The organism is Streptomyces sp. NPDC096205 (assembly GCF_044763135.1).
Classification (GTDB): Bacteria; Actinomycetota; Actinomycetes; order Streptomycetales; family Streptomycetaceae; genus Streptomyces.
On sequence record NZ_JBIWFS010000009.1, the window covers coordinates 129,925 to 154,276 of the forward strand.

General features: G+C 71.8%; 21 protein-coding genes. 7 read left to right on the top strand and 14 right to left on the bottom strand.

From position 1 onward, the window contains the following. Positions 1 to 31: 31 nt before the first annotated feature. The gene (locus ACIQ6Y_RS30085) at positions 32 to 2,014 is read right to left on the bottom strand and encodes a protein kinase (protein ID WP_404043589.1); all 1,983 of its coding nucleotides are present in this window, start codon (positions 2,012 to 2,014) and stop codon (positions 32 to 34) included. Positions 2,015 to 2,205: 191 nt separating this feature from the next. Next, positions 2,206 to 3,912 carry a glycerol-3-phosphate dehydrogenase/oxidase gene (locus ACIQ6Y_RS30090; protein WP_404043591.1) on the bottom strand — a complete coding sequence of 569 codons (1,707 nt, stop codon included), beginning with the start codon at positions 3,910 to 3,912 and terminating at the stop codon, positions 2,206 to 2,208. A 303-nt stretch (positions 3,913 to 4,215) separates the two neighbouring features. Here ACIQ6Y_RS30090 and ACIQ6Y_RS30095 point away from each other — a divergent pair, with 303 nt between their 5' ends. Beyond that, the gene (locus ACIQ6Y_RS30095) at positions 4,216 to 5,424 is read left to right on the top strand and encodes a nucleotide sugar dehydrogenase (RefSeq protein WP_404043593.1); all 1,209 of its coding nucleotides are present in this window, start codon (positions 4,216 to 4,218) and stop codon (positions 5,422 to 5,424) included. Positions 5,425 to 6,072: 648 nt separating this feature from the next. After that, a complete protein-coding gene (locus ACIQ6Y_RS30100; protein WP_404043595.1) occupies positions 6,073 to 6,546 on the top strand; it encodes a hypothetical protein in 474 nt (157 codons plus the stop codon). A gap of 62 nt (positions 6,547 to 6,608) precedes the next feature. On the opposite strand, the gene ACIQ6Y_RS30105 is transcribed toward ACIQ6Y_RS30100, so the two are convergent. From ACIQ6Y_RS30105 to ACIQ6Y_RS30120, 4 genes are all read right to left on the bottom strand, one after another. Further along, on the bottom strand, positions 6,609 to 7,733 hold the full coding sequence (locus ACIQ6Y_RS30105) for a GuaB3 family IMP dehydrogenase-related protein (protein WP_404043597.1): 1,125 nt from the start codon (positions 7,731 to 7,733) through the stop codon (positions 6,609 to 6,611). 107 nt (positions 7,734 to 7,840) lie between these two features. Further along, positions 7,841 to 9,343, bottom strand: coding sequence for an IMP dehydrogenase (guaB, locus tag ACIQ6Y_RS30110; RefSeq protein ID WP_404043599.1), 1,503 nt, complete (start codon positions 9,341 to 9,343; stop codon positions 7,841 to 7,843). Positions 9,344 to 9,495: 152 nt separating this feature from the next. Beyond that, complete coding sequence (locus ACIQ6Y_RS30115; protein ID WP_404043601.1) at positions 9,496 to 10,083, bottom strand: sigma-70 family RNA polymerase sigma factor; 588 nt, start codon at positions 10,081 to 10,083, stop codon at positions 9,496 to 9,498. 316 nt (positions 10,084 to 10,399) lie between these two features. Beyond that, positions 10,400 to 11,011, bottom strand: a complete 612-nt coding sequence (locus ACIQ6Y_RS30120) for a response regulator transcription factor (RefSeq protein ID WP_003948568.1) — start codon at positions 11,009 to 11,011, stop codon at positions 10,400 to 10,402. Positions 11,012 to 11,389: 378 nt separating this feature from the next. On the opposite strand from ACIQ6Y_RS30120, the gene ACIQ6Y_RS30125 reads away from it, so the two are divergent. Continuing rightward, positions 11,390 to 11,719, top strand: coding sequence for a WhiB family transcriptional regulator (locus tag ACIQ6Y_RS30125; RefSeq protein WP_404043603.1), 330 nt, complete (start codon positions 11,390 to 11,392; stop codon positions 11,717 to 11,719). 138 nt (positions 11,720 to 11,857) lie between these two features. Here ACIQ6Y_RS30125 and ACIQ6Y_RS30130 read toward each other — a convergent pair whose 3' ends face one another. Next, the gene (locus ACIQ6Y_RS30130; RefSeq protein WP_404043605.1) at positions 11,858 to 12,763 is read right to left on the bottom strand and encodes a LysR family transcriptional regulator; all 906 of its coding nucleotides are present in this window, start codon (positions 12,761 to 12,763) and stop codon (positions 11,858 to 11,860) included. An 80-nt stretch (positions 12,764 to 12,843) separates the two neighbouring features. Here ACIQ6Y_RS30130 and ACIQ6Y_RS30135 point away from each other — a divergent pair, with 80 nt between their 5' ends. The 3 genes from ACIQ6Y_RS30135 (at position 12,844) to ACIQ6Y_RS30145 (ending at position 15,493) form a co-directional block, all read left to right on the top strand. Continuing rightward, positions 12,844 to 13,512: an MOSC domain-containing protein gene (locus ACIQ6Y_RS30135; RefSeq protein ID WP_404043607.1), complete on the top strand. Its 669-nt coding sequence runs from the start codon at positions 12,844 to 12,846 to the stop codon at positions 13,510 to 13,512. Between the two features lie 429 nt (positions 13,513 to 13,941). Continuing rightward, entirely contained in the window at positions 13,942 to 14,715 is a 774-nt protein-coding gene (locus ACIQ6Y_RS30140; RefSeq protein ID WP_404043609.1) for an SDR family NAD(P)-dependent oxidoreductase, read from the top strand. Positions 14,716 to 14,785: 70 nt separating this feature from the next. Continuing rightward, positions 14,786 to 15,493: an ester cyclase gene (locus ACIQ6Y_RS30145; RefSeq protein WP_404043611.1), complete on the top strand. Its 708-nt coding sequence runs from the start codon at positions 14,786 to 14,788 to the stop codon at positions 15,491 to 15,493. A gap of 77 nt (positions 15,494 to 15,570) precedes the next feature. Here ACIQ6Y_RS30145 and groL read toward each other — a convergent pair whose 3' ends face one another. From groL to ACIQ6Y_RS30165, 4 genes are all read right to left on the bottom strand, one after another. Then, a complete protein-coding gene (groL, locus tag ACIQ6Y_RS30150) occupies positions 15,571 to 17,196 on the bottom strand; it encodes a chaperonin GroEL (protein ID WP_404043613.1) in 1,626 nt (541 codons plus the stop codon). A 137-nt stretch (positions 17,197 to 17,333) separates the two neighbouring features. After that, the gene (gene groES / locus ACIQ6Y_RS30155) at positions 17,334 to 17,642 is read right to left on the bottom strand and encodes a co-chaperone GroES (protein ID WP_014178834.1); all 309 of its coding nucleotides are present in this window, start codon (positions 17,640 to 17,642) and stop codon (positions 17,334 to 17,336) included. A 215-nt stretch (positions 17,643 to 17,857) separates the two neighbouring features. Next, the gene (locus tag ACIQ6Y_RS30160; protein WP_404043615.1) at positions 17,858 to 18,622 is read right to left on the bottom strand and encodes a polysaccharide deacetylase family protein; all 765 of its coding nucleotides are present in this window, start codon (positions 18,620 to 18,622) and stop codon (positions 17,858 to 17,860) included. Positions 18,623 to 19,017: 395 nt separating this feature from the next. Beyond that, entirely contained in the window at positions 19,018 to 19,902 is an 885-nt protein-coding gene (locus ACIQ6Y_RS30165) for a polysaccharide deacetylase family protein (RefSeq protein WP_404043617.1), read from the bottom strand. Positions 19,903 to 20,226: 324 nt separating this feature from the next. Here ACIQ6Y_RS30165 and ACIQ6Y_RS30170 point away from each other — a divergent pair, with 324 nt between their 5' ends. Further along, positions 20,227 to 21,387: a methyltransferase domain-containing protein gene (locus ACIQ6Y_RS30170; RefSeq protein WP_404043619.1), complete on the top strand. Its 1,161-nt coding sequence runs from the start codon at positions 20,227 to 20,229 to the stop codon at positions 21,385 to 21,387. A 48-nt stretch (positions 21,388 to 21,435) separates the two neighbouring features. On the opposite strand, the gene ACIQ6Y_RS30175 is transcribed toward ACIQ6Y_RS30170, so the two are convergent. The 3 genes from ACIQ6Y_RS30175 to ACIQ6Y_RS30185 form a co-directional block, all read right to left on the bottom strand. Then, complete coding sequence (locus tag ACIQ6Y_RS30175; protein WP_404044170.1) at positions 21,436 to 22,713, bottom strand: RNA polymerase sigma factor; 1,278 nt, start codon at positions 22,711 to 22,713, stop codon at positions 21,436 to 21,438. Between the two features lie 98 nt (positions 22,714 to 22,811). Next, positions 22,812 to 23,174, bottom strand: a complete 363-nt coding sequence (locus ACIQ6Y_RS30180; protein WP_404043621.1) for a YciI family protein — start codon at positions 23,172 to 23,174, stop codon at positions 22,812 to 22,814. A 94-nt stretch (positions 23,175 to 23,268) separates the two neighbouring features. Then, a complete protein-coding gene (locus ACIQ6Y_RS30185) occupies positions 23,269 to 24,321 on the bottom strand; it encodes an LCP family protein (RefSeq protein WP_404043623.1) in 1,053 nt (350 codons plus the stop codon). Positions 24,322 to 24,352 lie beyond the last annotated feature (31 nt).

Here is a 24,352-nt window from a genome sequence, read left to right on the forward strand (position 1 = left end):
CTGCGGGGCCACGCCCCCGGAGCCCCCCGGCTCAGTCCTTCGGCTGGAACGTCTTCGTCAGCGTCCGCCAGGTGTCCCGGCGCAGGTCCCCGCGCCACTCGGCGGCCTTCGCCGTGTACATCAACGCGTAGCCCTGGTCGTCGTCGACGACGAACCCGCGGTCGACGGTGCGGTACCGCGTCCCGCCGTCGGTGTAGGTGAACTCCCAGTCGGCCGTGTTCCAGCCGCGATAGTCCACCGCTTCTATGCGGATCCGCTGGTACTGCGAACGGACCATGGAGCCCTCCTGGTCGCGCCAGTCGGCGACCGGGTCGTCCTTGGGCGTGCTGGTCCAGCCGATGAGCAGCTTCTGCCCGTCGGGGCCGGTGAAGCGGTCGCCCGCGTCACTGCTGGTCTGGAACTTCCAGCCCTTGGGCAGCCCGATCGAGTAGCCCTGGCCGCCCTGGTGGGTCCGGGCCACGTCGACGTCGTTCTTGCCGGAGGACCCGGAGGCGGACGCCTTGGGGGAACCACCGGCGGTGGGGGTGGTCCCGCCGCTCGCGGTGCCCGCGCCCGGCGTCGAGCCCTGGTCCGCGGACTTCGAGGCGTCGCCGTCGGGGCGCGTCCCGCCCTGCTCGTCGTCCTTGGTGTCGGCGCTCGGGGTGGCCCCGGCGGCCGTGCCGGTGCCGGGGCCCGACTTCGCCGAGTCGGTGTCGTCGCCACCGAAGGTGAGGGCCAGCACGGTGCCGAGCACGGCGAGCACCACGACCACCGCGATGATCACCAGGGTCCGCTTGGGCACCACATCGGTCAGCGGCGCGCGCGGCACCGCCCGCGGCGGCAGGTCCGGCGGCGGCATCACGGGCCACCCCGAACTACGTCCGCCCGTCCCGGCGTTCGCGCCGCTCCCGGTCTCCGTGCGCGAGACCCCGACCGCGGCGGTGGTCCCCGCCACGGCACCGGCTGTTCCGGCGGAGCGCGTCTCGCCGCTGCCGGACTTCGTCCGCGACGCGGCCGCCGTGGTCGCCGCGCCCGCGGCGGCCTTGCGCACCGAACGCAGCGCCCCGCGCAGCCGATCGGCCGCCTCCTCGCCCCGCCGGCCCCCGGTGCCGGGCTCGCCGGGCTGCGCCGGCAGCGGCACGACCCGCGTGGCGTCCAGCGCCTCCGGCTCGTCGAGCGTGTCGGGGGCGTGGATGACGGCGTTGAGCATCGCCCGCGCGCCCGCGTCGTCGAGCCGCTCGGCCGGGTCCTTGGTGAGCAGGCCGCGGATGACGTCCGCGAGCGGCCCCGCGTTCTTCGGCTCGTCCAGCGGCTCGGTCATCACCGCGGTGAGCGTGGCGATCGCCGAACCCTTGTCGTACGGCGGTGTCCCCTCGACCGCCGCGTACAGCAGGCCGCCCAGCGACCACAGGTCGGCCGCGGGGCCGGGCTTGTGGCCGCGGGCGCGCTCCGGGGAGATGTAGGAGGGGGCGCCGACGAGCATGCCGGTGGAGGTGATGGACGGGTCGCCCTCGACCTGGGCGATGCCGAAGTCGGTGAGCACGACCCGGCCGTCCTCGGCGATCAGCACGTTGGACGGCTTCACGTCGCGGTGCAGGATGCCCTCGCGGTGCGCGGAGCGCAGCACGTCGAGGATCGCGAGGCCGACCTCGGCGGCGCGCTTCGGCTCCAGCAGGCCGTCCTCACGGATGGCCTCGGCGAGCGACTTGCCCTCGACGAGCTCCATGACGATCCACGGCCGGTCGTCCTCCTCGACGACGTCGTAGACCGTCACCGCGCTGTTGTTGCGGATCCGCGCGATGGCCTTCGCCTCGCGCAGCGTCCGCGTGATCAGCCGGCGCTTCTCCTCCTCGTCGATGTTCGACGGGAACCGCAGCTCCTTGACGGCGACCGTGCGGCCGAGGGTCTCGTCCTCGGCACGCCAGACCGTGCCCATGCCGCCGCGGCCGAGCACGTCTCCCAGCCGGTAGCGCCCGGCGAGGAGACGTGCGCTCTTGTCCTGACGGGGTGTCCCCGCCCGCTCCGCCTCCGACATGAGTCCCCTCGTACAACCCGCCCTGACAGAGGCTCCATTGTCCCTCACCCGACAAGTGCCCCACGCCCCGGGGGCCCCTCGCCGCGCGGCCGTGTCCGCGTGTCCTCAACTGAGCTGAATCGCCCGTTCCGCGGCGGGGCATGACGAGGCGTGGCCAAGGCTCCGACCTGGGCCGGAGCACCTGCGGACCGTCACAGCGGCACGATGTCCGGCGCTCCGAGCCGGGCCGCGTCCGCGGTCAGGTCGTCGGGCTGGCGCTGGGACTCGCGCTCGGCCTCCACCCGCTTCTCGTAGTGCTGCACCTCCCTGTCGACATGGTCCTTGTTCCAGCCGAGCACCGGCGCCATCAGCTCGGCGGCCTCACGCGCGCAGCGGGTGCCGCGGTCGAAGGTCTCGATGGAGATCCGGGTGCGCCGGGTGAGGACGTCGTCCAGGTGACGGGCGCCCTCGTGCGAGGCGGCGTAGACGATCTCGGCGCGCAGATAGTCCTCGGCGCCCTGCAGCGGCTCGGCCAACGACGGGTCCGCCGCGATGAGTTCGAGCAGTTCCTCCGTCATCGAACCGAAGCGGTTGAGCAGATGTTCCACGCGCACCACATGCAGCCCGGCCCGGGCGGCGATGCGCGCCCGCGCGTTCCACAGCGCGCGGTAGCCCTCGGCACCGACCAGGGGGATGTCCTCGGTGACGCACTCCGCGACCCGCCGGTCGAGGGCGTGCACCGCCTCGTCGACGGCGTCCTTGGCCATCACCCGGTACGTCGTGTACTTGCCGCCCGCCACCACGACCAGGCCCGGCACCGGGTGGGCCACGGTGTGCTCGCGGGAGAGCTTGCTGGTGGCGTCGGACTCGCCGGCGAGCAGGGGGCGCAGGCCCGCGTACACGCCCTCGACGTCGTCCCGGGTGAGCGGCACGGCCAGCACGGAGTTCACATGCTCCAGCAGATAGTCGATGTCGGCGCTGGAGGCGGCCGGGTGGGCCTTGTCGAGGTCCCAGTCGGTGTCGGTGGTGCCGATGATCCAGTGCCGGCCCCAGGGGATGACGAACAGCACGGATTTCTCGGTGCGCAGGATGAGCCCGGTGGTGGAGTGGATGCGGTCCTTGGGCACGACGAGGTGGATGCCCTTGGAGGCACGGACGTGGAACTGCCCGCGCTCGCCCACCATGGCCTGGGTGTCGTCGGTCCACACACCGGTGGCGTTGACGATCTGCTTGGCGTGGATCTCGTACTCCCCGCCGGCCTCGACGTCCTGCACGCGCGCGCCGACCACGCGCTCGCCCTCGCGCAGGAAGCCGGTGACCCGCGCGCGGTTGGCGACCTGGGCGCCGTAGGCCGCGGCGGTGCGCACCAGGGTCGCCACATAGCGGGCGTCGTCCATCTGGGCGTCGTAGTACTGCAGCGCGCCGACCAGCGCGTCCTTCTTCAGGCAGGGTGCCACGCGCAGGGCGTGACCGCGGGTCAGATGGCGGTGCACGGGCAGGCCCCGGCCGTGTCCGCGGGCCATCGACATGGCGTCGTAGAGGGCGACGCCCGATCCGGCGTACAGCCGCTCCCAGCCCTGGTGCTGGAGCGGGTACAGGAACGGCACCGGCTTCACCAGATGCGGTGCGAGCCGCTCCAGGAGCAGGCCGCGCTCCTTCAGTGCCTCCCGCACCAGTGCGAAGTCGAGCATCTCGAGATAGCGCAGGCCGCCGTGGATCAGTTTGCTGGACCTGCTCGACGTGCCGGACGCCCAGTCACGCGCCTCGACCAGGCCGGTGGACAGCCCGCGCGTGACGGCGTCGAGCGCGGTGCCCGCGCCGACCACTCCGCCGCCGACGACCAGCAGGTCCAGTTCGTGCTCGGCCATGGCCGCGAGGGCCTCGGCGCGCTGCGCCGGTCCCAGTGTCGCTGTCCTCACCGCTGCCTCCCGCTCGTCGGTCGCACCGGCCGCACCCGTCGGGCGAAGCCCCGTTCGTATCCCTCTGCATCCCTCCTGCCCAAATTCTGACCGGCTTGCCCGACTTCAGCCACCACGCACGGTCGACCTGTGGATAACTCCTGCCGACCTGCACACGAACACGGCCGCCACACCCGGCGACACAGGGAATGAATCCCGCATATCGGTCATATTTACGCCTAGTCTGACAGTGCGCTCGCTCGTTCTGTCCACACGGCTTGCGCACCTGTCCCGCTTCGGTTACTGGGAAGGACGGCATACGCCATGCCCGCAGATCTCGCCGTCATCGGACTCGGCCCGCTCGGCCTGCCGCTGGCCCAGGCCGCCGTCGCCGCCGGCATCCCCACGGTCGGCTACCGCACCGGACCTGAGGCCGGTTCCCTCAGCCCCGCCGAACTGCGCCGGATGCACTCGGAGGGTTTCCGGCTCGCCGACGGGCCCGCGGAACTCGGCCGCGTGCGCACGGCGGTCATCTGCGCGCCCACCCCGCGCGCCGCCGACGGGGGCCTCGACCTGACCCAGGTGGAGACGGCCGCCCGCACCCTTGCCGCCCGGCTGCGCCCGCACACCACCGTCATCCTGGAGTCCCCGGTCCTGCCCGGCACCACCGAGGACGTGCTGCGCCCGCTCCTCGAAGAGGGCTCCGGCCTTCGCGCCGGCCGCGACTTCCACCTCGCCCACTCCCCCACCCGGGTCGATCCCGGCAACCGCGCCTTCACCCCCGCCAACACCCCCAAGGTGATCGGCGGCCTCACCCCGGCCTGCACCGAGTCCGCCGCCGCCTTCTACGGCCGTATCACCGACAAGGTCGTCCGCGCGCGGGGTCTGCGCGAGGCCGAGGCGGTGCAGCTCCTGGAGACGACGTACCGGCACGTCAACATCGCCCTCGTCAACGAAATGGCCGTCCTCTGCCACGACTTGGGCGTCGACCTGTGGGACGTCATCCGCTGCGCCGAGTCCAAGCCCTTCGGCTTCCAGGCCTTCCGCCCCGGCCCCGGCGTCGGCGGCCACACCGTCCCCCAGGACCTCGTCGGACAGCCGGGCCGCGGCCTGCGCATGGTGGAACTGGCCCGGCAGGTCAACGACCAGATGCCGCGCTACGTCGTCCAGCGCGCGGCCACGCTCCTGAACGAGCACGGCAAGTCGGCCCGGGGCGCCCGCGTGCTGCTGCTCGGCGTCACCTACAAGCCCGACCTCGCCGACCAGCAGGGCACCCCGGCCCACGAGATCGCCGTCCGCCTGATGTCCCTCGGCGCGGCCGTGAGCTACCACGACCCCCACATCCCGGCCTGGACGGTCCTGGACCGCCCGATCCCCCGCGCCGACTCCCTCTACGAGGCGGCCGCCGACGCCGACCTCACGATCCTCCTCCAGCCCCACCGCACGTACGACCTCCAGGGGCTGTCGGTGAAGGCACAGCTCCTGCTGGACACGCGGGGGGCCACGCCCACGGGGGCGGCGCACAGGTTGTGACGGGGGGCGCGTGAGGCGCCGCGAGCCCCTGGGGCTGGTGGCGTGAGGGGCGGGGCGCCGGTACCGTACGAAGCAGGTGGAGCCCACCGCAGTGGCCACTGCGGCAGGCTCCTGACAGTTCACGGGTGTCCGCCCCTAGTCCTCATGGGGGCGGCCGCTCACCATCCGAAAAAGGGTGGAGCCCACCGCAGAGGGCACTGCGGCAGGCTCCTGAGAAGTGATCGGAGTGTCCACCCCCAGGTCTCGCGGGGGTGGCCGCTCACTTCCCGTAAATCCGCAAGATCCACCTCCTCCGGAACTTCACCAGCCGAAGCCGAATGCGATCCCAGCGAGTGGGCTTGCGGTGGCGTCCCATAGGGGCCCCCTTCCACGACGCCGCCCAGTAGCCCGGTGAACGGCACGTTGGAGTTCGGGCCGGGCCCCGAGGGCCGGGGTCCGGACCGTGTCCTTGGAAGGGGGCACCCAAGAGAACTGGGGCGCCGAGCAAGGACGTTAGCGCCTCAGCACCCCCGTCCGACGCCGCATTCACCCCGAACGCAACCGTGCGCCCCCTCCCACCCCACGCGCCCCCTCAGGAAGCACCCGCCACGCTCACGGTCAGGCCTGTTACCGTGCGGCGTCTCGTTCGCAGTCACGGGGGTCCCTGTCATGAGCCAGTCAGTTCCACCGCAGCCCGGCGTCTTCCCGCCGGCCCCGCCGATGCCCGCACGCGCGCGTGGCGGCAGTCTCGCGCTCGGCGTCGTCACCGCGGTCGTCGTCGCTCTGGTCACCGCCGGTGTGTACGGCGCGATCGTCGGTGCCATCGAGAAGCAGATCGGCTTCGTGGCCGTCGGGGTCGGCTTCCTCATCGGCTACGCGGCCGGCAGGGCAGGCGGCTCCCATCCGGTGCTGCCCCTGCTCAGCGCGCTGCTGTCCGTGGGCTCCGTCTGGCTGGGCCAGCTCATCGGCACCACGATCAACGCCTCGGACCTGCTGGGCGTCTCCGCGACCAGGTTCTTCTTCGACCACTTCGGCATCCTGATGGAGGCCTGGCAGCGGTCGGCGAACCCGATCACCTTCCTGTTCCTCGCCCTCGGCGCGTTCGCCGCGTACTCCGGCACGAAGAAGGCCGCGGCGGCGTAAGGACGTACGACGAAGGGCCCGTCCACGCGCGTGTGGACGGGCCCTTGCTGCCGTAATCGTGCTTACCGGCGGTGCTGCGAGTCCGCGACGGTCACCTCGACGCGCTGGAACTCCTTCAGCTCGCTGTAGCCGGTGGTGGCCATGGCGCGGCGCAGGGCGCCGAAGAGGTTCATGGAGCCGTCGGGGGTGTGCGACGGGCCCGTGAGGACCTCCTCGATGGTGCCGACGGTGCCGAGGTCGACCTTCTGACCGCGGGGCAGCTCCTCGTTGACCGCCTCCATGCCCCAGTGGTGGCCCTTGCCCGGCGCGTCGATCGCGCGGGCGAGCGGGGAGCCCATCATCACGGCGTCGGCGCCGCAGGCGATGGCCTTGGGCAGGTCGCCGGACCAGCCGACACCGCCGTCGGCGATGACGTGGACGTACCGGCCGCCGGACTCGTCCATGTAGTCACGGCGGGCCGCCGCCACGTCCGCCACGGCCGTGGCCATCGGCACCTGGATGCCCAGCACATTGCGCGTGGTGTGCGCGGCGCCGCCGCCGAAGCCGACCAGCACACCCGCGGCGCCCGTGCGCATCAGGTGCAGGGCCGCCGTGTAGGTGGCGCAGCCGCCGACGATGACCGGGACGTCCAGCTCGTAGATGAACTGCTTCAGGTTCAGCGGCTCGTGCGAACCGGAGACGTGCTCCGCCGACACCGTCGTACCGCGGATGACGAAGATGTCCACGCCCGCGTCCACGACGGCCTTGGAGAACTGGGCGGTGCGCTGCGGGGAGAGCGCGGCGGCGGTGACCACGCCGGAGTCGCGCACCTCCTTGATGCGCTGCCCGATCAGCTCCTCCTTGATGGGAGCGGCGTAGATCTCCTGCAGCCGGCGCGTGGCCGCCTCGACGGGCAGCCCGACGATCTCGTCGAGCAGCGGCTGCGGGTCCTCGTAGCGCGTCCACAGGCCTTCGAGGTTCAGCACGCCGAGGCCGCCGAGCTCGCCGATGCGGATCGCCGTGGCCGGGGAGACCACGGAGTCCATGGGGGCGGCCAGGAAGGGCAGCTCGAAGCGGTAGGCGTCGATCTGCCAGGCGATCGAGACCTCCTTCGGGTCCCGCGTACGGCGGCTGGGGACGACGGCGATGTCGTCGAAGGCGTACGCCCGGCGGCCGCGCTTGCCGCGCCCGATCTCGATCTCAGTCACGATGTGTGGCCTTTCCCTGATGCGTTTCAGCGTCTTCCAGTATCGCCGACGGGTACGACAAGGGCGGCCCCGGAGCATCCGGGACCGCCCTGATCACGCTGTGCGACTTACTTACGGCTGTAGTTCGGGGCCTCGACCGTCATCTGGATGTCGTGCGGGTGGCTCTCCTTCAGGCCCGCCGCGGTGATCCGGACGAAGCGGCCCTTGGACTCCATCTCCTCGATGGTGGCGGCGCCCACGTAGCCCATGGTCTGGCGCAGACCGCCCACGAGCTGGTGCAGGACGTTGGCCAGCGGGCCACGGTAGGGCACCTGGCCCTCGACGCCCTCGGGGACGAGCTTGTCGTCGGAGGCGACCTCCGCCTGGAAGTAGCGGTCCTTGGAGTACGACCGGCCCTGGCCGCGCGACTGCATGGCGCCCAGCGAGCCCATGCCGCGGTACGACTTGAACTGCTTGCCGTTGATGAACATCAGCTCGCCCGGCGACTCCTCGCAGCCGGCGAGGAGGCTGCCCAGCATGACCGTGTCGGCACCGGCTGCGAGCGCCTTGCCGATGTCGCCGGAGTACTGCAGGCCGCCGTCGCCGATCACCGGGATGCCCGCGGGACGGGCCGCGAGGGCCGCCTCGTAGATCGCGGTGACCTGCGGGACACCGATACCGGCGACCACGCGCGTGGTGCAGATCGAGCCGGGGCCCACGCCGACCTTGATGCCGTCGACACCGGCGTCGATCAGGGCCTGCGCGCCGTCACGCGTGGCGACGTTGCCGCCGATCACGTCCACGTTCACGCTCGACTTGATCTTCGCCATCCAGCTCAGCGCGTTGCTGTTGTGGCCGTGCGAGGTGTCGACGACCAGGAAGTCCACACCGGCCGCGGCGAGCGCCTGGGCCCGCTCCAGCGCCTCGGGGCTGGCGCCGACGGCGGCACCGACGAGCAGCCGGCCCTCGGCGTCCTTCGCGGCGTTCGGGTACTTCTCGGCCTTGACGAAGTCCTTGACCGTGATCAGGCCCTTGAGGACGCCCGCGTCGTCGACCAGCGGAAGCTTCTCGATCTTGTGGCGTCGCAGCAGCTCCATGGCCTCCTGGCCGGAGATGCCGACCTTGCCGGTGACCAGGGGCATCGGGGTCATGACCTCGCGCACCTGGCGGCTGCGGTCGCTCTCGAAGGCCATGTCACGGTTGGTGACGATGCCCAGGAGCTTGCCGGCCGGGTCGGTGACGGGGACGCCGCTGATGCGGAACTTGGCGCACAGCGCGTCGGCCTCGGCGAGCGTGGCCTCGGGGTGCACGGTGATCGGGTCGGTGACCATGCCCGACTCGGACCGCTTCACCAGGTCGACCTGGTTGACCTGGTCCTCGACGGACAGGTTGCGGTGCAGTACACCGACGCCGCCCAGACGGGCCATCGCGATCGCCATGCGCGATTCGGTGACCTTGTCCATGGCGGCGGACAGGAGCGGGATGTTGACCCGGACATTACGGGAGATCCGGGACGAGGTGTCGACCGCGTTGGGGAGCACCTCGGATGCACCCGGCAGCAGCAGCACGTCGTCGTAGGTCAGCCCGAGTGTCGCGAATTTGTCGGGCACTCCGTCGACGTTGGCAGTCATGACACCTTCCCCAATGGCCTTGATCGGTGCGGATGTCCATGCTAACGGGAAGTGCACCCGTCTCATTCCACGGTCCGCGGCCGTACTCGTCTTCGTATGTTCCTACGGACGCTGTCGGCCACCTTCTCAACCAAGGCGCCGTGACTGCGCTCCTACTGTTCGGCCAGGGCCCGCAGCCGGCTGAGCGCGCGGTGCTGGGCCACCCGGACCGCGCCGGGTGACATTCCCAACATCTGCCCCGTCTCCTCGGCGGTGAGGCCGACGGCGATGCGCAGCAGAAGCAGCTCGCGCTGGTTCTCGGGCAGGTTGGCCAGGAGTTTCTTGGCCCATTCGGCGTCGCTGCTGAGCAGCGCGCGCTCCTCGGGGCCGAGGGAGTCGTCCGGGCGCTCCGGCATCTCGTCCGACGGGACGGCCGTGGAGCCGGGGTGGCGCATCGCGGCCCGCTGCAGGTCGGCGACCTTGTGCGCGGCGATGGCGAAGACGAAGGCCTCGAAGGGCCTGCCGGTGTCCCGGTAACGCGGCAGCGCGAGCAGGACGGCTACGCAGACTTCCTGCGCCAGGTCCTCGACGAAGTGGCGCGCATCACCCGGGAGCCGGGACAGCCGGGTGCGGCAGTAGCGCAGCGCCAGAGGGTGGACATGGGCGAGCAGGTCGTGCGTGGCCTGCTCGTCCCCGTCGACCGCGCGGTGGACGAGTGAACCGATCGCCCCCTGGGCACGGGTCGCCTCCTCGTCACGCATCGGTCCATGGTGCCTTGTGCCGGAACCGTCCGCGGCACCACGGCCGTCGTTGTGCACCGAAGCGTTATGAGCAGGTGCGCCGGAACTCATCCCTTGCGCCCTCCCCTTCCGCTCGACCGACTCGTCCCCGAGGAACTCCACACTCTCAAGGATGCGGCATCCGCGCCGAAACGAGCAGCACGCCTCCGAGGGGCGGTCCCCGCCGCACCCCGAAGGGGCGCGGGGAACTGCGCGACCAGCCCGATACGGTCCGTGGAAGACCACTCACGGACGACGGCGGACGAGTGGCGACCGACCACTCGTCCCACCGGGGCACTCAGCGAACGAGCCCCCACCGGAAACCCAGCGCCACGGCATGGGCCCGGTCGGACGCACCCAGCTTCTTGAACAGTCGCCGAGCGTGGGTCTTCACCGTGTCCTCGGAGAGGAACAGCTCCCGGCCGATCTCCGCGTTGGACCGCCCGTGGCTCATCCCCTCGAGCACCTGGATCTCACGCGCGGTGAGCGTCGGCGCCGCACCCATCTCGGCGGACCGCAGCCGCCGCGGGGCGAGCCGCCACGTCGGGTCGGCGAGCGCCTGGGTGACGGTCGCCCGCAGCTCCGCGCGCGAGGCGTCCTTGTGGAGGTAGCCCCGCGCCCCCGCGGCGACCGCGAGCGCGACACCGTCCAGGTCCTCCGCGACGGTGAGCATGATGATGCGCGCCCCGGGGTCGGCGGACAGCAGCCGCCGCACTGTCTCGACGCCACCCAGACCGGGCATGCGTACGTCCATCAGAATCAGGTCCGAGCGGTCGGCACCCCAGCGGCGGAGGACTTCCTCGCCGTTGGCCGCCGTCGTCACGCGCTCGACACCGGGCACGGTCGCGACCGCGCGGCGGAGCGCCTCTCGGGCAAGCGGGGAGTCGTCGCAGACGAGGACGGAAGTCATGGCCGCCCTCCGCAGCTGATGCGCGTCACCTTGAGCCTCCAGGCTGGTACGAATCGTCACCTGTGCGGTCGACCGTCTCGGACGCTTGCCCGAGCGCTTGTGTTTTCAACCGCCTCGCACTCTCAACGACGGTCACTCGAAAGAGTTACGGGGCCGCATGCCGTCTTCGGCACTCTACGTGAGGGGGCGGACACGGTGCAGACATGGACGGCAGACCCTCAACGTTTCATCACAACCGTGCCCCATTCGGCCCATTTTCTTCCCTTTTGCTGGTGTCCGCGGCTAGATTCGCAATGAGTCATATTTTCATCTCCTTAGATCGTAGTTGTACGGTCGTGGGCACCGTATCCGCTCAGAACGGCTACAAGGGGTCACGTAATGGCAGATTTCTCCCGCCTTCCCGGACCGAACGCAGACCTATGGGACTGGCAGCTCCTGGCTGCCTGTCGCGGAGTGGACAGCTCGCTCTTCTTTCATCCCGAGGGCGAGCGGGGGGCGGCCCGGAGCGCTCGCGAGAACTCGGCCAAGGAGGTCTGCATGAGGTGCCCGGTCCGCGCGCAGTGCGCGGCACACGCACTCGCGGTGCGCGAACCGTACGGCGTCTGGGGCGGGTTGACCGAGGACGAGCGCGAAGAACTCATGGGCCGGGCGCGGCACCGTCTGGTGACGGCTTCGGCCTCCGGCGGCGACGTCGCTTCGAACAATTGAAGGAACGTTTCTTCCGAGATCTCTCTCCGGAGACGAAACGGCCCTCTCCAGGGACACCGGGGCTCTCCAGAGACATAGGGGCACGCGTGCGCGTGCCCCTCTCTACTTGCTCTGCCTGCTCTGCCGGCCCTACTTGCTCTACTTGCGGCCCGCCGCGGTCGCCAGCTGGTCCAACGTGGCCGTCACGGCCGGGACCTGGGCCAGATCGGGCAGGGTGAGCGCGACGATCTCGCGGCGCACCGCCGGTTCCAGCGTCACCGCGCGCGCCCCTCGGGGGCGTACGGACTCGATGGCGAGCTGAGGCAGTACGGCCACTCCGAGACCGGCGCCGACCAGGCCGACCACGGCCGGGTAGTCGTCGGTGGCGAAGTCGATGCGCGGCGTGAAGCCCGCCTTCTCGCAGACCTCGACGAGCTGGCCGCGGCAGCGCGGGCAGCCCGCGATCCAGGGCTCGTCGGCGAGTTCCCCGATGGCCACGGACCCGGCGCGGGCGAGCCGGTTCCGCTCCGGCACGAGCGCGACCAGACGGTCCGTCAGCAGGGGCCGTACGACGAGGTCGTCCCACTCCCCTTCCTGTACGCCCGCCGCGCCTTCGTAGCGGAAGGCGAGCGCGATGTCGCAGTCGCCCTCGCGCAGCATCTCCACCGAGCGCGGCGGCTCGGCCTCCACCAGGGAGACCCGGGTGCCGGGGTGCGCGGCGCGCAGGGCGGCGAGTGCGGTGGGGACGAGGGTGGAGCTGCCGCTGGGGAAGGAGACGAGCCGGACCCGGCCGGCGCGCAGCCCGGCGATGGCCGCGACCTCCTCCTCGGCGGCGGTCAGTCCGGCGAGGATGCCGGCGGCGTGCCGCACCAGTGCCTCACCGGCCTGCGTCAGCCGCATCTCACGGCCGCCACGCACCAGCAGCGGGGTGCCGACGGACGTCTCCAGGGCCTTCATCTGCTGGCTGACGGCAGGCTGGGTGCAGCCCAGCTCGCGCCCCGCCGCCGAGAAGGAGCCGGTGGCGGCCACGGCGCGCAGCACACGGAGATGTCGGGCCTCGATCACCCTTTGAGCATAAGCCGTCCTTGGGTGCAGCCGCGAATAATGCGTCGACGCTTTGATCGCCGGCGGCCTACCGTGCCGCCATGAGGCTTCTTTCCGTAAACCTGGGCCGTGCGACGCGCGTGCCGTACACCGACCAGCCGGAGGGGCTGACCGGCATCGACAAGCGGCCGGCCGAGGGGCCGGTGCGGGTCACGGCCCCGGGTCCGAAGGGCGTCGGCGCCGGCGGGCTGGCCGGGGACGCGGTGTGCGACACCCGGCACCACGGCGGCGACGACCAGGCCGTGTACGCGGTGGCCCGGGAGGATCTCGACGCCTGGGAGCTCGAGTTGGGCCGCGAGCTGGCCAACGGCGTGTTCGGCGAGAACCTCACCACCCTCGGCCTGGACGTCTCCGGCGCGCTGATCGGCGAGCGCTGGCGGATCGGGCCCGAGGTGGTGCTGGAGGTCACCTGCGGGCGGATGCCGTGCCGCACCTTCCAGGCCCACCTGGGCGAGGAGCGGTGGGTGAAGCGGTTCACCGAGCGCGGGGCGCCGGGGGCGTATCTGCGGGTGATCGAGCCGGGCGAGATACGGACCGGCGACCCGGTCGAGATCGTGCACCGGCCGGACCACGACGTGACGGTCGCCCTGGCGTTCCGGGCCGAGACGACCCGGCGCGACCTGCTGCCGCGGCTGCTTCCGGCCGGGGCGGCCCTGCACCCGGAGCTGCTCGCGGCCGCGCAGAAATACACGGCCACCCAGGGCGGCTGACGCGCAGTCACCTTTCTTCGCGGGCGCCGCACGGCTCCTAGGGGACAACCCCGGGAGCCCGGCCCGGGTCGGCTCGGGGGCGGGCCGGGGTTGCTCCCCGATGTCCGGCGGGCGGTGATCGAGGACGCTCGACGCATGACCCGTTTCAAGCGCATTCTCGCCGTACTCGGCGCGACCCTCACCGTGCTCGCGCCGGCCGTGGGCGCCCTGTTCACCCGGCTGGGACCGACACCGACATCAGCACGGTCGGCGACGCCCGCTTCGACCGCGAGCCGGCGATACCGCCCCTGGCCCCGTCGAGGGTCACCGAGGACGGCACCCGCGTCTTCGACCTGCGGATGCGGGCAGGCGAGACCGCCGGGCCCCGCCCCGTCGAAGCGGCGGCGTGCGGGGAGCGGATCCCTCCGGTCCGGGCCATAACCTTGCGCCATGACAACGGCTCTGATTACGGGATCGACCGCGGGCATCGGTGCCGCCTTCGCACGGCGGCTGGCGGCGGACGGGCACGACCTCGTCCTGGTGGCGCGGGACGCGAAGCGGCTCGCCGAGCAGGCGACCGAACTGCACGACCGGCACGGCATCGAGGCGGAGGTGCTGGTCGCCGACCTGGCGACGGACACCGGCATCGACGCCGTCGCGGCCCGGCTGTCCGACCGGAAGCGGGCCGTCGACCTGCTGGTCAACAACGCCGGCTTCGGCAACAAGGGCCGCTTTCTCGATGTGTCCCTCGACGACGAGCTGCGGATGCTCAAGGTGCACTGCGAGGCGGTGCTCCGGCTGACGTCGGCGGCGACGGAGGCGATGCGGGAGCGGGGGCGCGGCGGTGTGGTGAACGTGGCCTCGGTCGCGGCGTTCGTGCCGCGCGGCACCTACGGCGCGTCCAAGGCGTGGGTCGTGCAGTTCACGCAGGGCGCGGCGCGTGATCTGGCGGGCAGCGGGGTGCGGTTGATGGCGCTGTGCCCGGGGTTCGTGCGCACGGAGTTCCACCAGCGGGCGGGGATGGGCACCGACAACATCCCCGGCTGGATGTGGCTCGACGCCGACAAGCTGGTCGCGTCGGCGCTGGCCGACCTGCGCCGGGGCAAGTCGCTGTCGATCCCGGACCCGCGGTACAAGGCGCTGATGGGAGTGGTGAAGGTGGTCCCGCGGGGGCTGCTGGGCGGGGTCACGTCCCGGACGGGGCGGAAGTACGGGCCACAGTAGGCCGACCCGGTCCGTGCGATGGAGAATGGAGCTGTCCGGACGGACCCCACGGGGGGTCGGAGGCGGCGCCATGACGTTCGTACAGCTCATCGACTGCAAGACCAGCCGGTTCGAGGAGATGAACCGGCTCATGGACTCCTGGATCGAGCAGACCAGGGGGAAGCGGACCGCGACGCACAATCTGATCGGCAAGGACCGGTCGGACGGGTCGCACTTCATCGAGATCGTGGAGTTCCCGTCGTACGAGGAGGCGATGCGGAACTCGAACCTTCCGGAGACCGACAAGATCTTCCGCGAGATGGTCGCGCTCTGTGACGAGATGCCGGTGTTCACCGACCTGGACGTCGTACGGGACGAGCAGCTCTACGCGACGAATGTGCGGCGGCTGCTGGAGACGCTGGGGACGCAAGGAGAGCTCCCGCCGCTCGACGACCTGATCGCGGAGCACTACCACGACCACGACCCGGCCAATGAGCAGGACACCCTCGGGCGGGACAACATCCGGCGCGAGATGGACATGTGGCGCGGGGCGTTCGACTTCGCGTTCACGGTGGAGGACCTGATCGCCGAGGGCGACCGGGTGTGCGCGCGGTGGTTCTGGAAGGGCACCCACAAGGGTGACTTCCTGGGGATCGCGGCGACCGGCAGGGAGTGCAGCATGAGCGGCACGACCGTCTTCCGGTGCGGCGGCGACGGGAAGATCGTCGAGGGCTGGTGGGAGTACGACCGGCTGGGGCTGATGACGCAGCTCGGCGTACTGGACCAGTTGGAGCTGTAGGGCGCCCGAGCAGCCGGAAGGCCCGGCACCCCCGAAGGGACGCCGGGCCTTGCGCGGTGACGCGGTGACGCGGTGCGTCAGTGAGCGTGGCCGTGGCTGTGACCACCGGCGGCCGGCTCCTCCTCTTCCTTCTTCTCGACGACCAGGGTCTCGGTCGTCAGGAGGAGGGAGGCGATGGAGGCGGCGTTCTCCAGGGCGGAGCGGGTGACCTTCACCGGGTCGATGACGCCCTGCTTGACCAGGTCGCCGTACTCGCCGGTGGCGGCGTTGAAGCCCTGGCCCTTGTCGAGCTCGGCGACCTTGGAGGTGATGACGTAGCCCTCCAGGCCGGCGTTCTCGGCGATCCAGCGCAGCGGCTCGACGGCGGCCTTGCGGACCACGGCGACACCGGTGGCCTCGTCGCCGGTCTTGCCGAGGTTGCCCTCGAGGACCTTGACGGCGTGGACCAGCGCGGAGCCACCACCGGAGACGATGCCCTCCTCGACCGCGGCGCGGGTCGCGGAGATGGCGTCCTCCAGACGGTGCTTCTTCTCCTTCAGCTCCACCTCGGTGGCGGCGCCGACCTTGATCACGCACACGCCGCCGGCCAGCTTCGCGAGGCGCTCCTGGAGCTTCTCGCGGTCCCAGTCGGAGTCCGTGTTCTCGATCTCGGCCTTGATCTGGGCGACGCGGCCCTGGACGTCGGCGGAGTTGCCGGCACCGTCGACGAGGGTGGTGTCGTCCTTGGTGACGGTCACGCGGCGGGCGGAACCCAGCACCTCGAGGCCTACCTGGTCGAGCTTGAGGCCGACCTCCTCGGAGATGACCGTGGCGCCGGTGAGGACGGCCATGTCCTGCAGCATCGCCTTGCGGCGGTCACCGAAGCCGGGGGCCTTGACCGCGACCGCGTTGAAGGTGCCGCGGATCTTGTTCACGACGAGGGTGGACAGGGCCTCGCCCTCGACGTCCTCGGCGATGATCAGCAGCGGCTTGGAGGCACCGGCCTGGATGACCTTCTCCAGCAGCGGCAGCAGGTCCTGGATGGAGGAGACCTTGCCCTGGTTGATGAGGATGTAGGGGTCCTCCAGGACGGCCTCCATGCGCTCCTGGTCCGTCACGAAGTACGGCGACAGGTAGCCCTTGTCGAAGGCCATGCCCTCGGTGAAGTCCAGCTCCAGACCGAAGGTGTTGGACTCCTCGACGGTGATGACACCGTCCTTGCCGACCTTGTCCATCGCCTCGGCGATGAGCTCGCCGACCTGGCTGTCCTGGGCGGACAGGCCGGCCACGGCGGCGATGTCGGACTTCTCGTCGATCGGGCGGGCGGTCGCGAGGAGCTCCTCGGAGACGGCGGCCACGGCCGCGTCGATGCCCTTCTTCAGGGCGGCCGGGGAGGCACCGGCGGCGACGTTCTTCAGGCCCTCGCGGACGAGCGCCTGGGCCAGCACGGTGGCGGTGGTCGTACCGTCACCCGCGATGTCGTTGGTCTTGGTCGCCACCTCCTTCACCAGCTGGGCACCGAGGTTCTCGTACGGGTCCTCGACCTCGACCTCACGGGCGATGGTCACACCGTCGTTGGTGATGGTGGGGGCGCCGAACTTCTTGTCGATGACGACGTTGCGGCCCTTGGGGCCGATCGTCACCTTGACCGTGTCGGCAAGCTTGTTGACGCCGCGCTCGAGGGCGCGACGGGCGTCCTCGTCGAACTTCAGGATCTTCGCCATGGCAGCGGGAGCCCTCTCGGAAAAGTCTGCGGTAAAGAAACTGCGCCCCGGGCGCCCGGCTACTCATCGATCGCGGGGGCCAGGGGCGCAGTGGAAGCAAAGGTGCTTCAAAGGTGCTTCGGATGAAGCGAGGTGACTTACTTCTCGATGATCGCGAGGACGTCGCGAGCCGAGAGGACGAGGTACTCCTCGCCGTTGTACTTCACCTCGGTGCCGCCGTACTTGCTGTAGAGGACGACGTCGCCGACGGAGACGTCGAGCGGAAGACGGTTGCCGTCCTCGAAGCGGCCCGGGCCCACGGCCAGGACGACGCCCTCCTGGGGCTTCTCCTTGGCAGTGTCCGGAATGACCAGGCCAGAGGCCGTGGTCTGCTCGGCGTCGAGCGGCTGGACCACGATGCGGTCCTCGAGCGGCTTGATGGCAACCTTGGAGCTGGCGGTCGTCACGATCCGACCTCCCCCTTCGGAGATCTCACGGGGTTAACTGTCTGAGGTGGCGACCAGGTGGATCCGTCGTCGCGGGTGCCGGACCTGCCCGTCGCGTTGTTGGCACTCTCCAGTGGGGAGTGCCAGAGCCGAGACTATGACCGCGATTAGCACTCGGTCAAGCGGAGTGCCAATTGCCGTGCGGCGCGGCGTCCTCCCAGGTCTCCGAGCGGGCTCTACAGGTAGTCCTCCAGCCTCCCCACCGTCAGCCCCTTGCGCTGGATCTCCCGCAGCACGGCGACCGTGCGGTCGCGCAGCGGCGGGGCGGTCGGGTCGTCGGCGGGCAGGGAGACGATCGCGCCCGGGACCAGCCCCGCGGGGGCCCGGGTGCCGGTGACCGTCGCGCCCCAGCGGACGACCGCCGTGATGCCGCAGTCGGCGGCCGCCCTCAGCGTGGTGGCGTCGTACGCGCCGTACGGCGGGCGGAAGAGGCGGGGGCGGACGCCGAAGCGGGCGTGCAGCTTGTCCTGCTGCCCGCAGATCGCGGCGCGCTGACCGGCGTACGGCAGGCCGCGCAGGTAGGTGTGGTCGAGCGTGTGGTTCTGCAGGCTCGCGCCGACCGCGCGCAGCCGCGCGAAGTGGGCGTAGCCCGGTCCTACGACGCTGTCGGTGAGGAACAGGCTGACCGGCAGCCGCAGTTCTCGTACGAGGTCGACGAACCGGGGGTCCCGCTCGGCGCCGTCGTCGTACGTCAGGAACACCACCCGGTCCCGGGTCCGCACCCGCGCGACGACCGGCAGCGCGCCGGCCGCGCGCCCGGAGCCCGCCGCGTCCGGCCGGTCGACCGGGTGCGGCGCGGCGGCCGGCGGCGCGGTGAGCCCCCATCGCCGGTACGCGGGACCCAACCCGGCGGCAGGGGGCCGCCCAGCATTTTGACGCGCGTCGGAGCGTGGGGCACCGCTGCGAGGTGCTTCGGTGGAAGGTGCAGCGTCGCGGGACACCCCGGTGGGAGAGCCGACGCGGTGAGGTACTTCGGAGCGAGACCCGGCGGCGTGAGGCGCCGCGGCGTCGGTGCCCGGCCCATGAGGCGCACCGGCCTCAGTGCGAGGCGTGCCACCGGGCACCCGCGCGCGAGGCTCACCGGCGTCGGATGCGCCACCTTCACCGGAACGCGCGCCCGCCCCTCCTCCCGGGGCGCCACCATCCCCGTCCGCCCCCGCACCTCCCCTCCCCGGTGCCCGGGCGTCCCCCTGCCCCCGGACGCCCGGTGTCTCAGGCCGGTCGGCCGCCCGCTCGGCCGCGTTGTGGCCCGGTCGTTCGACGGGGTCGACGGACTCGGCGCAGCCCGTCAGCAGGGCGGCCACGGTGAGCGTGCCCACGATCAGCCGCCGCACCGTCACAGGTAGTCCTCCAGCCGGGCCACCGCGTACCCCTCGTCCGTCACCTTCTTCAGGAACCGGCGGATCATGTCGGGCATGGTGCCCTTCCACTCCTCCCGCCCCCGGAAGTGGCTGAGGACGATGTCGCCGGGGTGCAGGCTCCGGTCCCACTCGCGGTACTCCCAGCGGTCGACGAAGACCTCCTCGTTCCACAGCGGGGCGTACTTCACGCCGCAGGCCTTGGCGGCACGCAGCGTGGCCTCGTTGTAGTTCCCGAAGGGCGGCCGGAAGAGGACGGGGCGCTTGCCGTAGCGCTTCTCGATCACGTCCTGCATGCCGCAGATCTCGCGCTTCTGGTCGGCGTAGGACAGGCCCGGCAGGTAGGGGTGGTGCAGGGTGTGGTTGTTCAGGGCCACGCCGCCGTCCTGCATCCGCTGGAAGTACCCGTAGTCCTGCTTCACCAGGAAGTCGCTGAGGAAGGCGGTGTACGGGATCTTCAGCTCGCTCATCATCCGCAGGAACGCCGGGTCCTTCTCGGCGCCGTCGTCGATGGTGAGGAAGACGACCTTCTGCCGGGTGGGGATCGTGGTGAAGACGGGCGGGAGGCCCGACTCCTCGTGTCCGTCGACCTCGAATCCCTCGCGGGTGGTGATCACCGGCTTCTTCGCGGGCGGGGCCGGGGCGCTGAGCGGCACCTTCTTCAGGCCCCAGCGTTTCGCGGCGGCCACGCGGGCGATGTGCTCGGCGCGCAGCCGCGCCGCGTAGGACTCCAGGGCGCGGGCCGGGGGCGCCTTGAGGATCGGCTGCTGCCCGGCGGCGGGAGCCGCCTCACCTCGCGAGACGCGCGAACCGTCCGAGCCACCCGAGTCGCCCGATCCACCCGAGTCGCCCGATCCACCCAAGTCGCCCGAGTCCCCGTAACCGCCGGAACCCACGAGACCACCGGAACCGACGAGACCGCCAGACCCCCCGGGCCCGCCGGAGCCCCCCGAGCCGCCCCCCTCCGCGCAGCCCGAGGCGACCGCGGCGGCGGCCAGCACGGCGAGCGCTGCCGGGGCCCGAAGGCCGCGGACCCGGCCGAACGGACCCCCCGCCCACCACGCCCGACTTTTGTCATTTTGTACTACTAGTCTCATGGCGCCGGATCCTCGCAGTCCCCCGCCCCGAACCCCGCCCGACACCGCCACCGCGGGCACACCATCCACCGACTGGCCGACAATGACCCGGTGAACGACCTCGACGCCCTCCTCACCCCCGAAGGCCGCGCCCTCCTCGACGAGGTACGCGGCACCGACCCCGCGCAGGAGCTGGCCGTCGCCACCCGGCTGCGCCGCGAGCACCCGGCCGAGCTGGTCTCGGCCGCGCTCGGCCAGGCGCGGCTGCGGCAGCGGGCCGTGGCGAAGTTCGGGGCCGAGGACGCGGGGCGGATGTTCTTCACGCCCAACGGGGTCGAGCAGTCGACGCGGGCGAGCGTGGCGGCGTACCGCGCGGACAAGCTCAAGGGCCTCGGCGTCACCTCCGTCGCCGACCTGTGCTGCGGGATCGGCGGGGACGCGATCGCCCTGGCCCGCGCGGGCATCCGCGTCCTGGCCGTGGACCGCGACCCGCTGACCGCGCAGGCGGCCCGCGCCAACGCCGACGCGCTCGGGCTCGCGGACCTCATCGAGGTGCGCGAGGCGGACGTCACCGAGATCGACACGGCCCCGTACGACGCCGTGTTCGTCGACCCCGCCCGGCGCGGCGGGCGCGGCCGGATCTTCGACCCGGAGGCCTACTCGCCGCCGCTGTCCTGGGCCGTGGGGGCGGCCGGCCGGGCCCGGCACGCGGCGCTGAAGATCGCCCCCGGCATCCCGCACGAGGCCGTCCCCGCCGACGCCGAGGCCGAGTGGATCTCGGACGGCGGCGATGTGAAGGAGGCCGTGCTGTGGTTCGGGACCGAGCCGGGCGCCGTCCGCGCGACCCTGCTGCCCGGCCCGCACACCCTGCGCGGCACCGGCCTGCCCAACCCGCCGGTCCGCCCCCTCGGCCGCTACCTCTACGAGCCCGACGGCGCGGTCATCCGTGCCCACCTGGTCGCCGACGTGGCCCAGACCCTCGACGGCGGCCTCCTCGACGAGACCATCGCCTACGTCACCTCCGACGCCCTGCGCCCGACCCCGTACGCCAGCGCCTACGAGATCACCGACCAGCTCCCCTTCAACGTCAAGAAGCTCAAGGCGCTGCTGCGCGAGCGCGAGGTCGGCATCCTGACCGTCAAGAAGCGCGGCTCGGCCGTCGAGCCGGAGGAGCTGCGCAAGAAGGTCAAGCCGCAGGGGCCGAACGCGGCGACGGTGTTCCTCACGCGCGTGGCAGGCGCCCCGACCATGCTCGTCGGCCGGCCCCTCTAGGCCCCAGGCCCCAGGCCCCAGGCCCCCGGCCCCTGGCCCGTCCAGGCCCTACGCCCCTTCCCGCGCGCGGCGCAGCAGCAGCTCGCGCTCCTTGTCGTTGCGCGCCAGCCCCGCGGCCCGTTCGAACTCCGCGCGCGCCTCCGTCGTACGGCCGAGGCGGGTCAGCAGGTCGCCGCGGACACTGGGCAGCAGGTGGTAGTCGCGCAGGGCGCCCTCGGCGGCGAGGGCGTCGACGATGGCGAGGGCCTCGGCGGGGCCGTCGGCCATGGAGACGGCCACCGCGCGGTTGAGCTCGACCACCGGGGACGGGACGCGGGCGGCGAGCAGGCCGTAGAGGGCGGCGATCCGGGGCCAGTCGGTGCCGGCGTACGTCGCCGCACGCGCGTGGCAGCCCGCGATGGCTGCCTGCAGGGCGTACGGACCGGCGGCGCCGCCCAGCTCGACGGCCCGCTCCAGGGCGGCGAAGCCGCGCCGGATCAGCAGCCGGTTCCACAGCCGCCGGTTCTGCTCCGCGAGCAGCACCGGCTCCCCGTCGGGCCCGGTCCGTGCCGCCGTCCGCGAGGCCTGGAACTCCAGCAGGGCGGCGAGGCCGTGCACCTCGGGTTCCTTCGGCATCAGCGCGGCCAGCACCCGGGCGAGCCGCAGCGCGTCCTCGCACAGCGCGGGGCGCAGCAGGTCGTCGCCCGCGGTGGCGGCGTACCCCTCGTTGAAGATCAGGTAGATGACCTCCAGGACCGAGCCGAGCCGGGCCGCCCGGTCCGTCCCGTACGGCACCTCGAAGGGCACCCCGGCCTTCGCCAGGGTCCGTTTCGCGCGCACGATCCGCTGGGCGAGCGTCGGTTCCGGGACCAGGAAGGCGCGGGCGATCTCGTCCGTGCGCAGCCCGCCGACGAGCCGCAGGGTCAGTGCCGTGCGGGCCTCGGCGGACAGCACCGGGTGGCAGGCGGTGAAGATCAGCCGCAGCACGTCGTCGTCGATGTCCCCCGGCCCCGACGGCTCGGGGTCGTACACGGCCCCCGCGACCCCGGCCGTCCCCGACACCCCGGCCGCCCACACCCCTGCCGCCCACACCCCTGCCGCCCCGGACTCCGCCGACAGCTCACGGCCGGCCTCGGCGAGCTTGCGCGCGTACGTCTCGCGGCGCCGGACCAGGTCGATGGCGCGGTGCTTGGCGGTGGCGGTCAGCCAGGCGCCCGGCCGGTCCGGGATGCCGTCCTCGGGCCACTGCTCCAGGGCGGCGACGAGCGCGTCCTGGGCGATCTCCTCGGCGATGCCGACATCCCGGACGATCCGCGCCACACCGGCGATGATCCGGGCGGACTCCATCCGGAAGACGGTGTCGACCGTCTCCGCGACCGCGTCTGTGCCGTGTGCCGTCACACCTCACATGACAGCACACGGCACTGACAACGGCGGCCGTGCACTCAGCCCCCCATCTCCTCGATCTCGCGGATCTCCAGGCCCACCGTCCACTGCGGCGGGTGGACCTCCAGGAACCGCTTCCCCCACTCGATCGCCTCGGCCATGTCCTTGCACTGCATCAGCGCGTAGCCGCCGACGACCTCCTTGGTCTCGGTGAACGGGCCGTCGGTGTACGACAGCTTCCCCTCCGACCAGGTGACCCGGGTGGACTCGGCGGTCGGCTTCAGCCCGGCGGTGTCCAGCATGACCCCCGCCTTGGTGATCTCCTCGAACAGCGCGCCCATGCGCTCCTCGAAGCCGGGGTCGGCGGACGCCATGTCGATGGTGTTCTCCTCGATACGGACCAGGGACAGATAGCGGGGCATGGTCGCTCCTCGGGTTGCGGCGGGGTTTTTCCCCGCTCTCACCCTGTGCGTCGAACGGGAGACTCCCGGATCGACACGCCCCCGGAAAAACTTTTCAGCGCAGCGACTCCCACAGCGCGCCGGCCTCCGGCTCGTCCGGCACCACCCGGTTGCGGTCCCAGGGCGCCTGCACGACCGGCATCATGACCGTCCGCACCCCGTCCGCCGACAGCCCCGTCAGGCTGCGGCCGAGGCTCATCAGCTCGGCGAGCGAGTCCAGGCCGGTGTCGGTGGTCAGGCCGGAGGTCACCGTGTCGGCGACCTGGTAGAGGTGGCCCGGGTCGGTGAGCAGGCCCGCCGAGGAGACCTGCTCCAACAGGGCCTTGACGAGCTGCTGCTGGAGGGCGATCCGGCCGAGGTCGCTGCCGTCGCCGATGCCGTGGCGGGTGCGGGCCAGGGCGAGGGCCTGCTCGCCGTCCAGCAGATGGGTGCCCGCGTCCAGCCGCAGATGGCTGTCCTCGTCGTCGATGTCCTCGTCGGTGGTGACGGTGACTCCGCCGACGGCGTCCACGAGCCCCGCGAACCCGGCGAAGTCGAGCTCGACGTAGTGGTCCATCCGTACGTCGGTGAGCTCCTCGACGGTCTTCACCGCGCACACCGGACCGCCGATCGCGTACGCCGAGTTGAACATCGCCCCCTGGCGCGGCTGCGAGGTGCCTCCGGACGGCAGCGGGCAGGACGGCCGGTCGACCAGGGTGTCGCGCGGGATGCTGACCACCGTGGCCGACGTACGGCCCGGGTCGAGGTGGACGATCATCGCGCTGTCGGAGCGGCCGCCGTCGCTGTCCCCACCGCCGAGCCGCTGGTTCTCCGCGCCGCTGCGGGTGTCCGAGCCCAGCACCAGGATGTTCAGCGGCCCGCTGTCCACCGGCTCGGCGGACTGCGACGCCGTCGGCCGGGGCGGCCGGTCGTCGCCCAGCGCCTGGTCGATGTCGACGCCCTTGATGTTGTCGTCGAGCCGCCAGTAGGCCCAGGCCGCCGCGCCGCCGGCCAGTACCAGCACCCCCGTCAGAGTCAGGCCGACGGTCTTCAGCACTGCCGACCGCCGGCCCGCTCTTCTGCCCTCGTCCTCGTTCCCGCCGCTGCCGTTCCCGTCGCGTCCCGTCACGGGCAGGAACGTACGTCCGAACCATTACGGG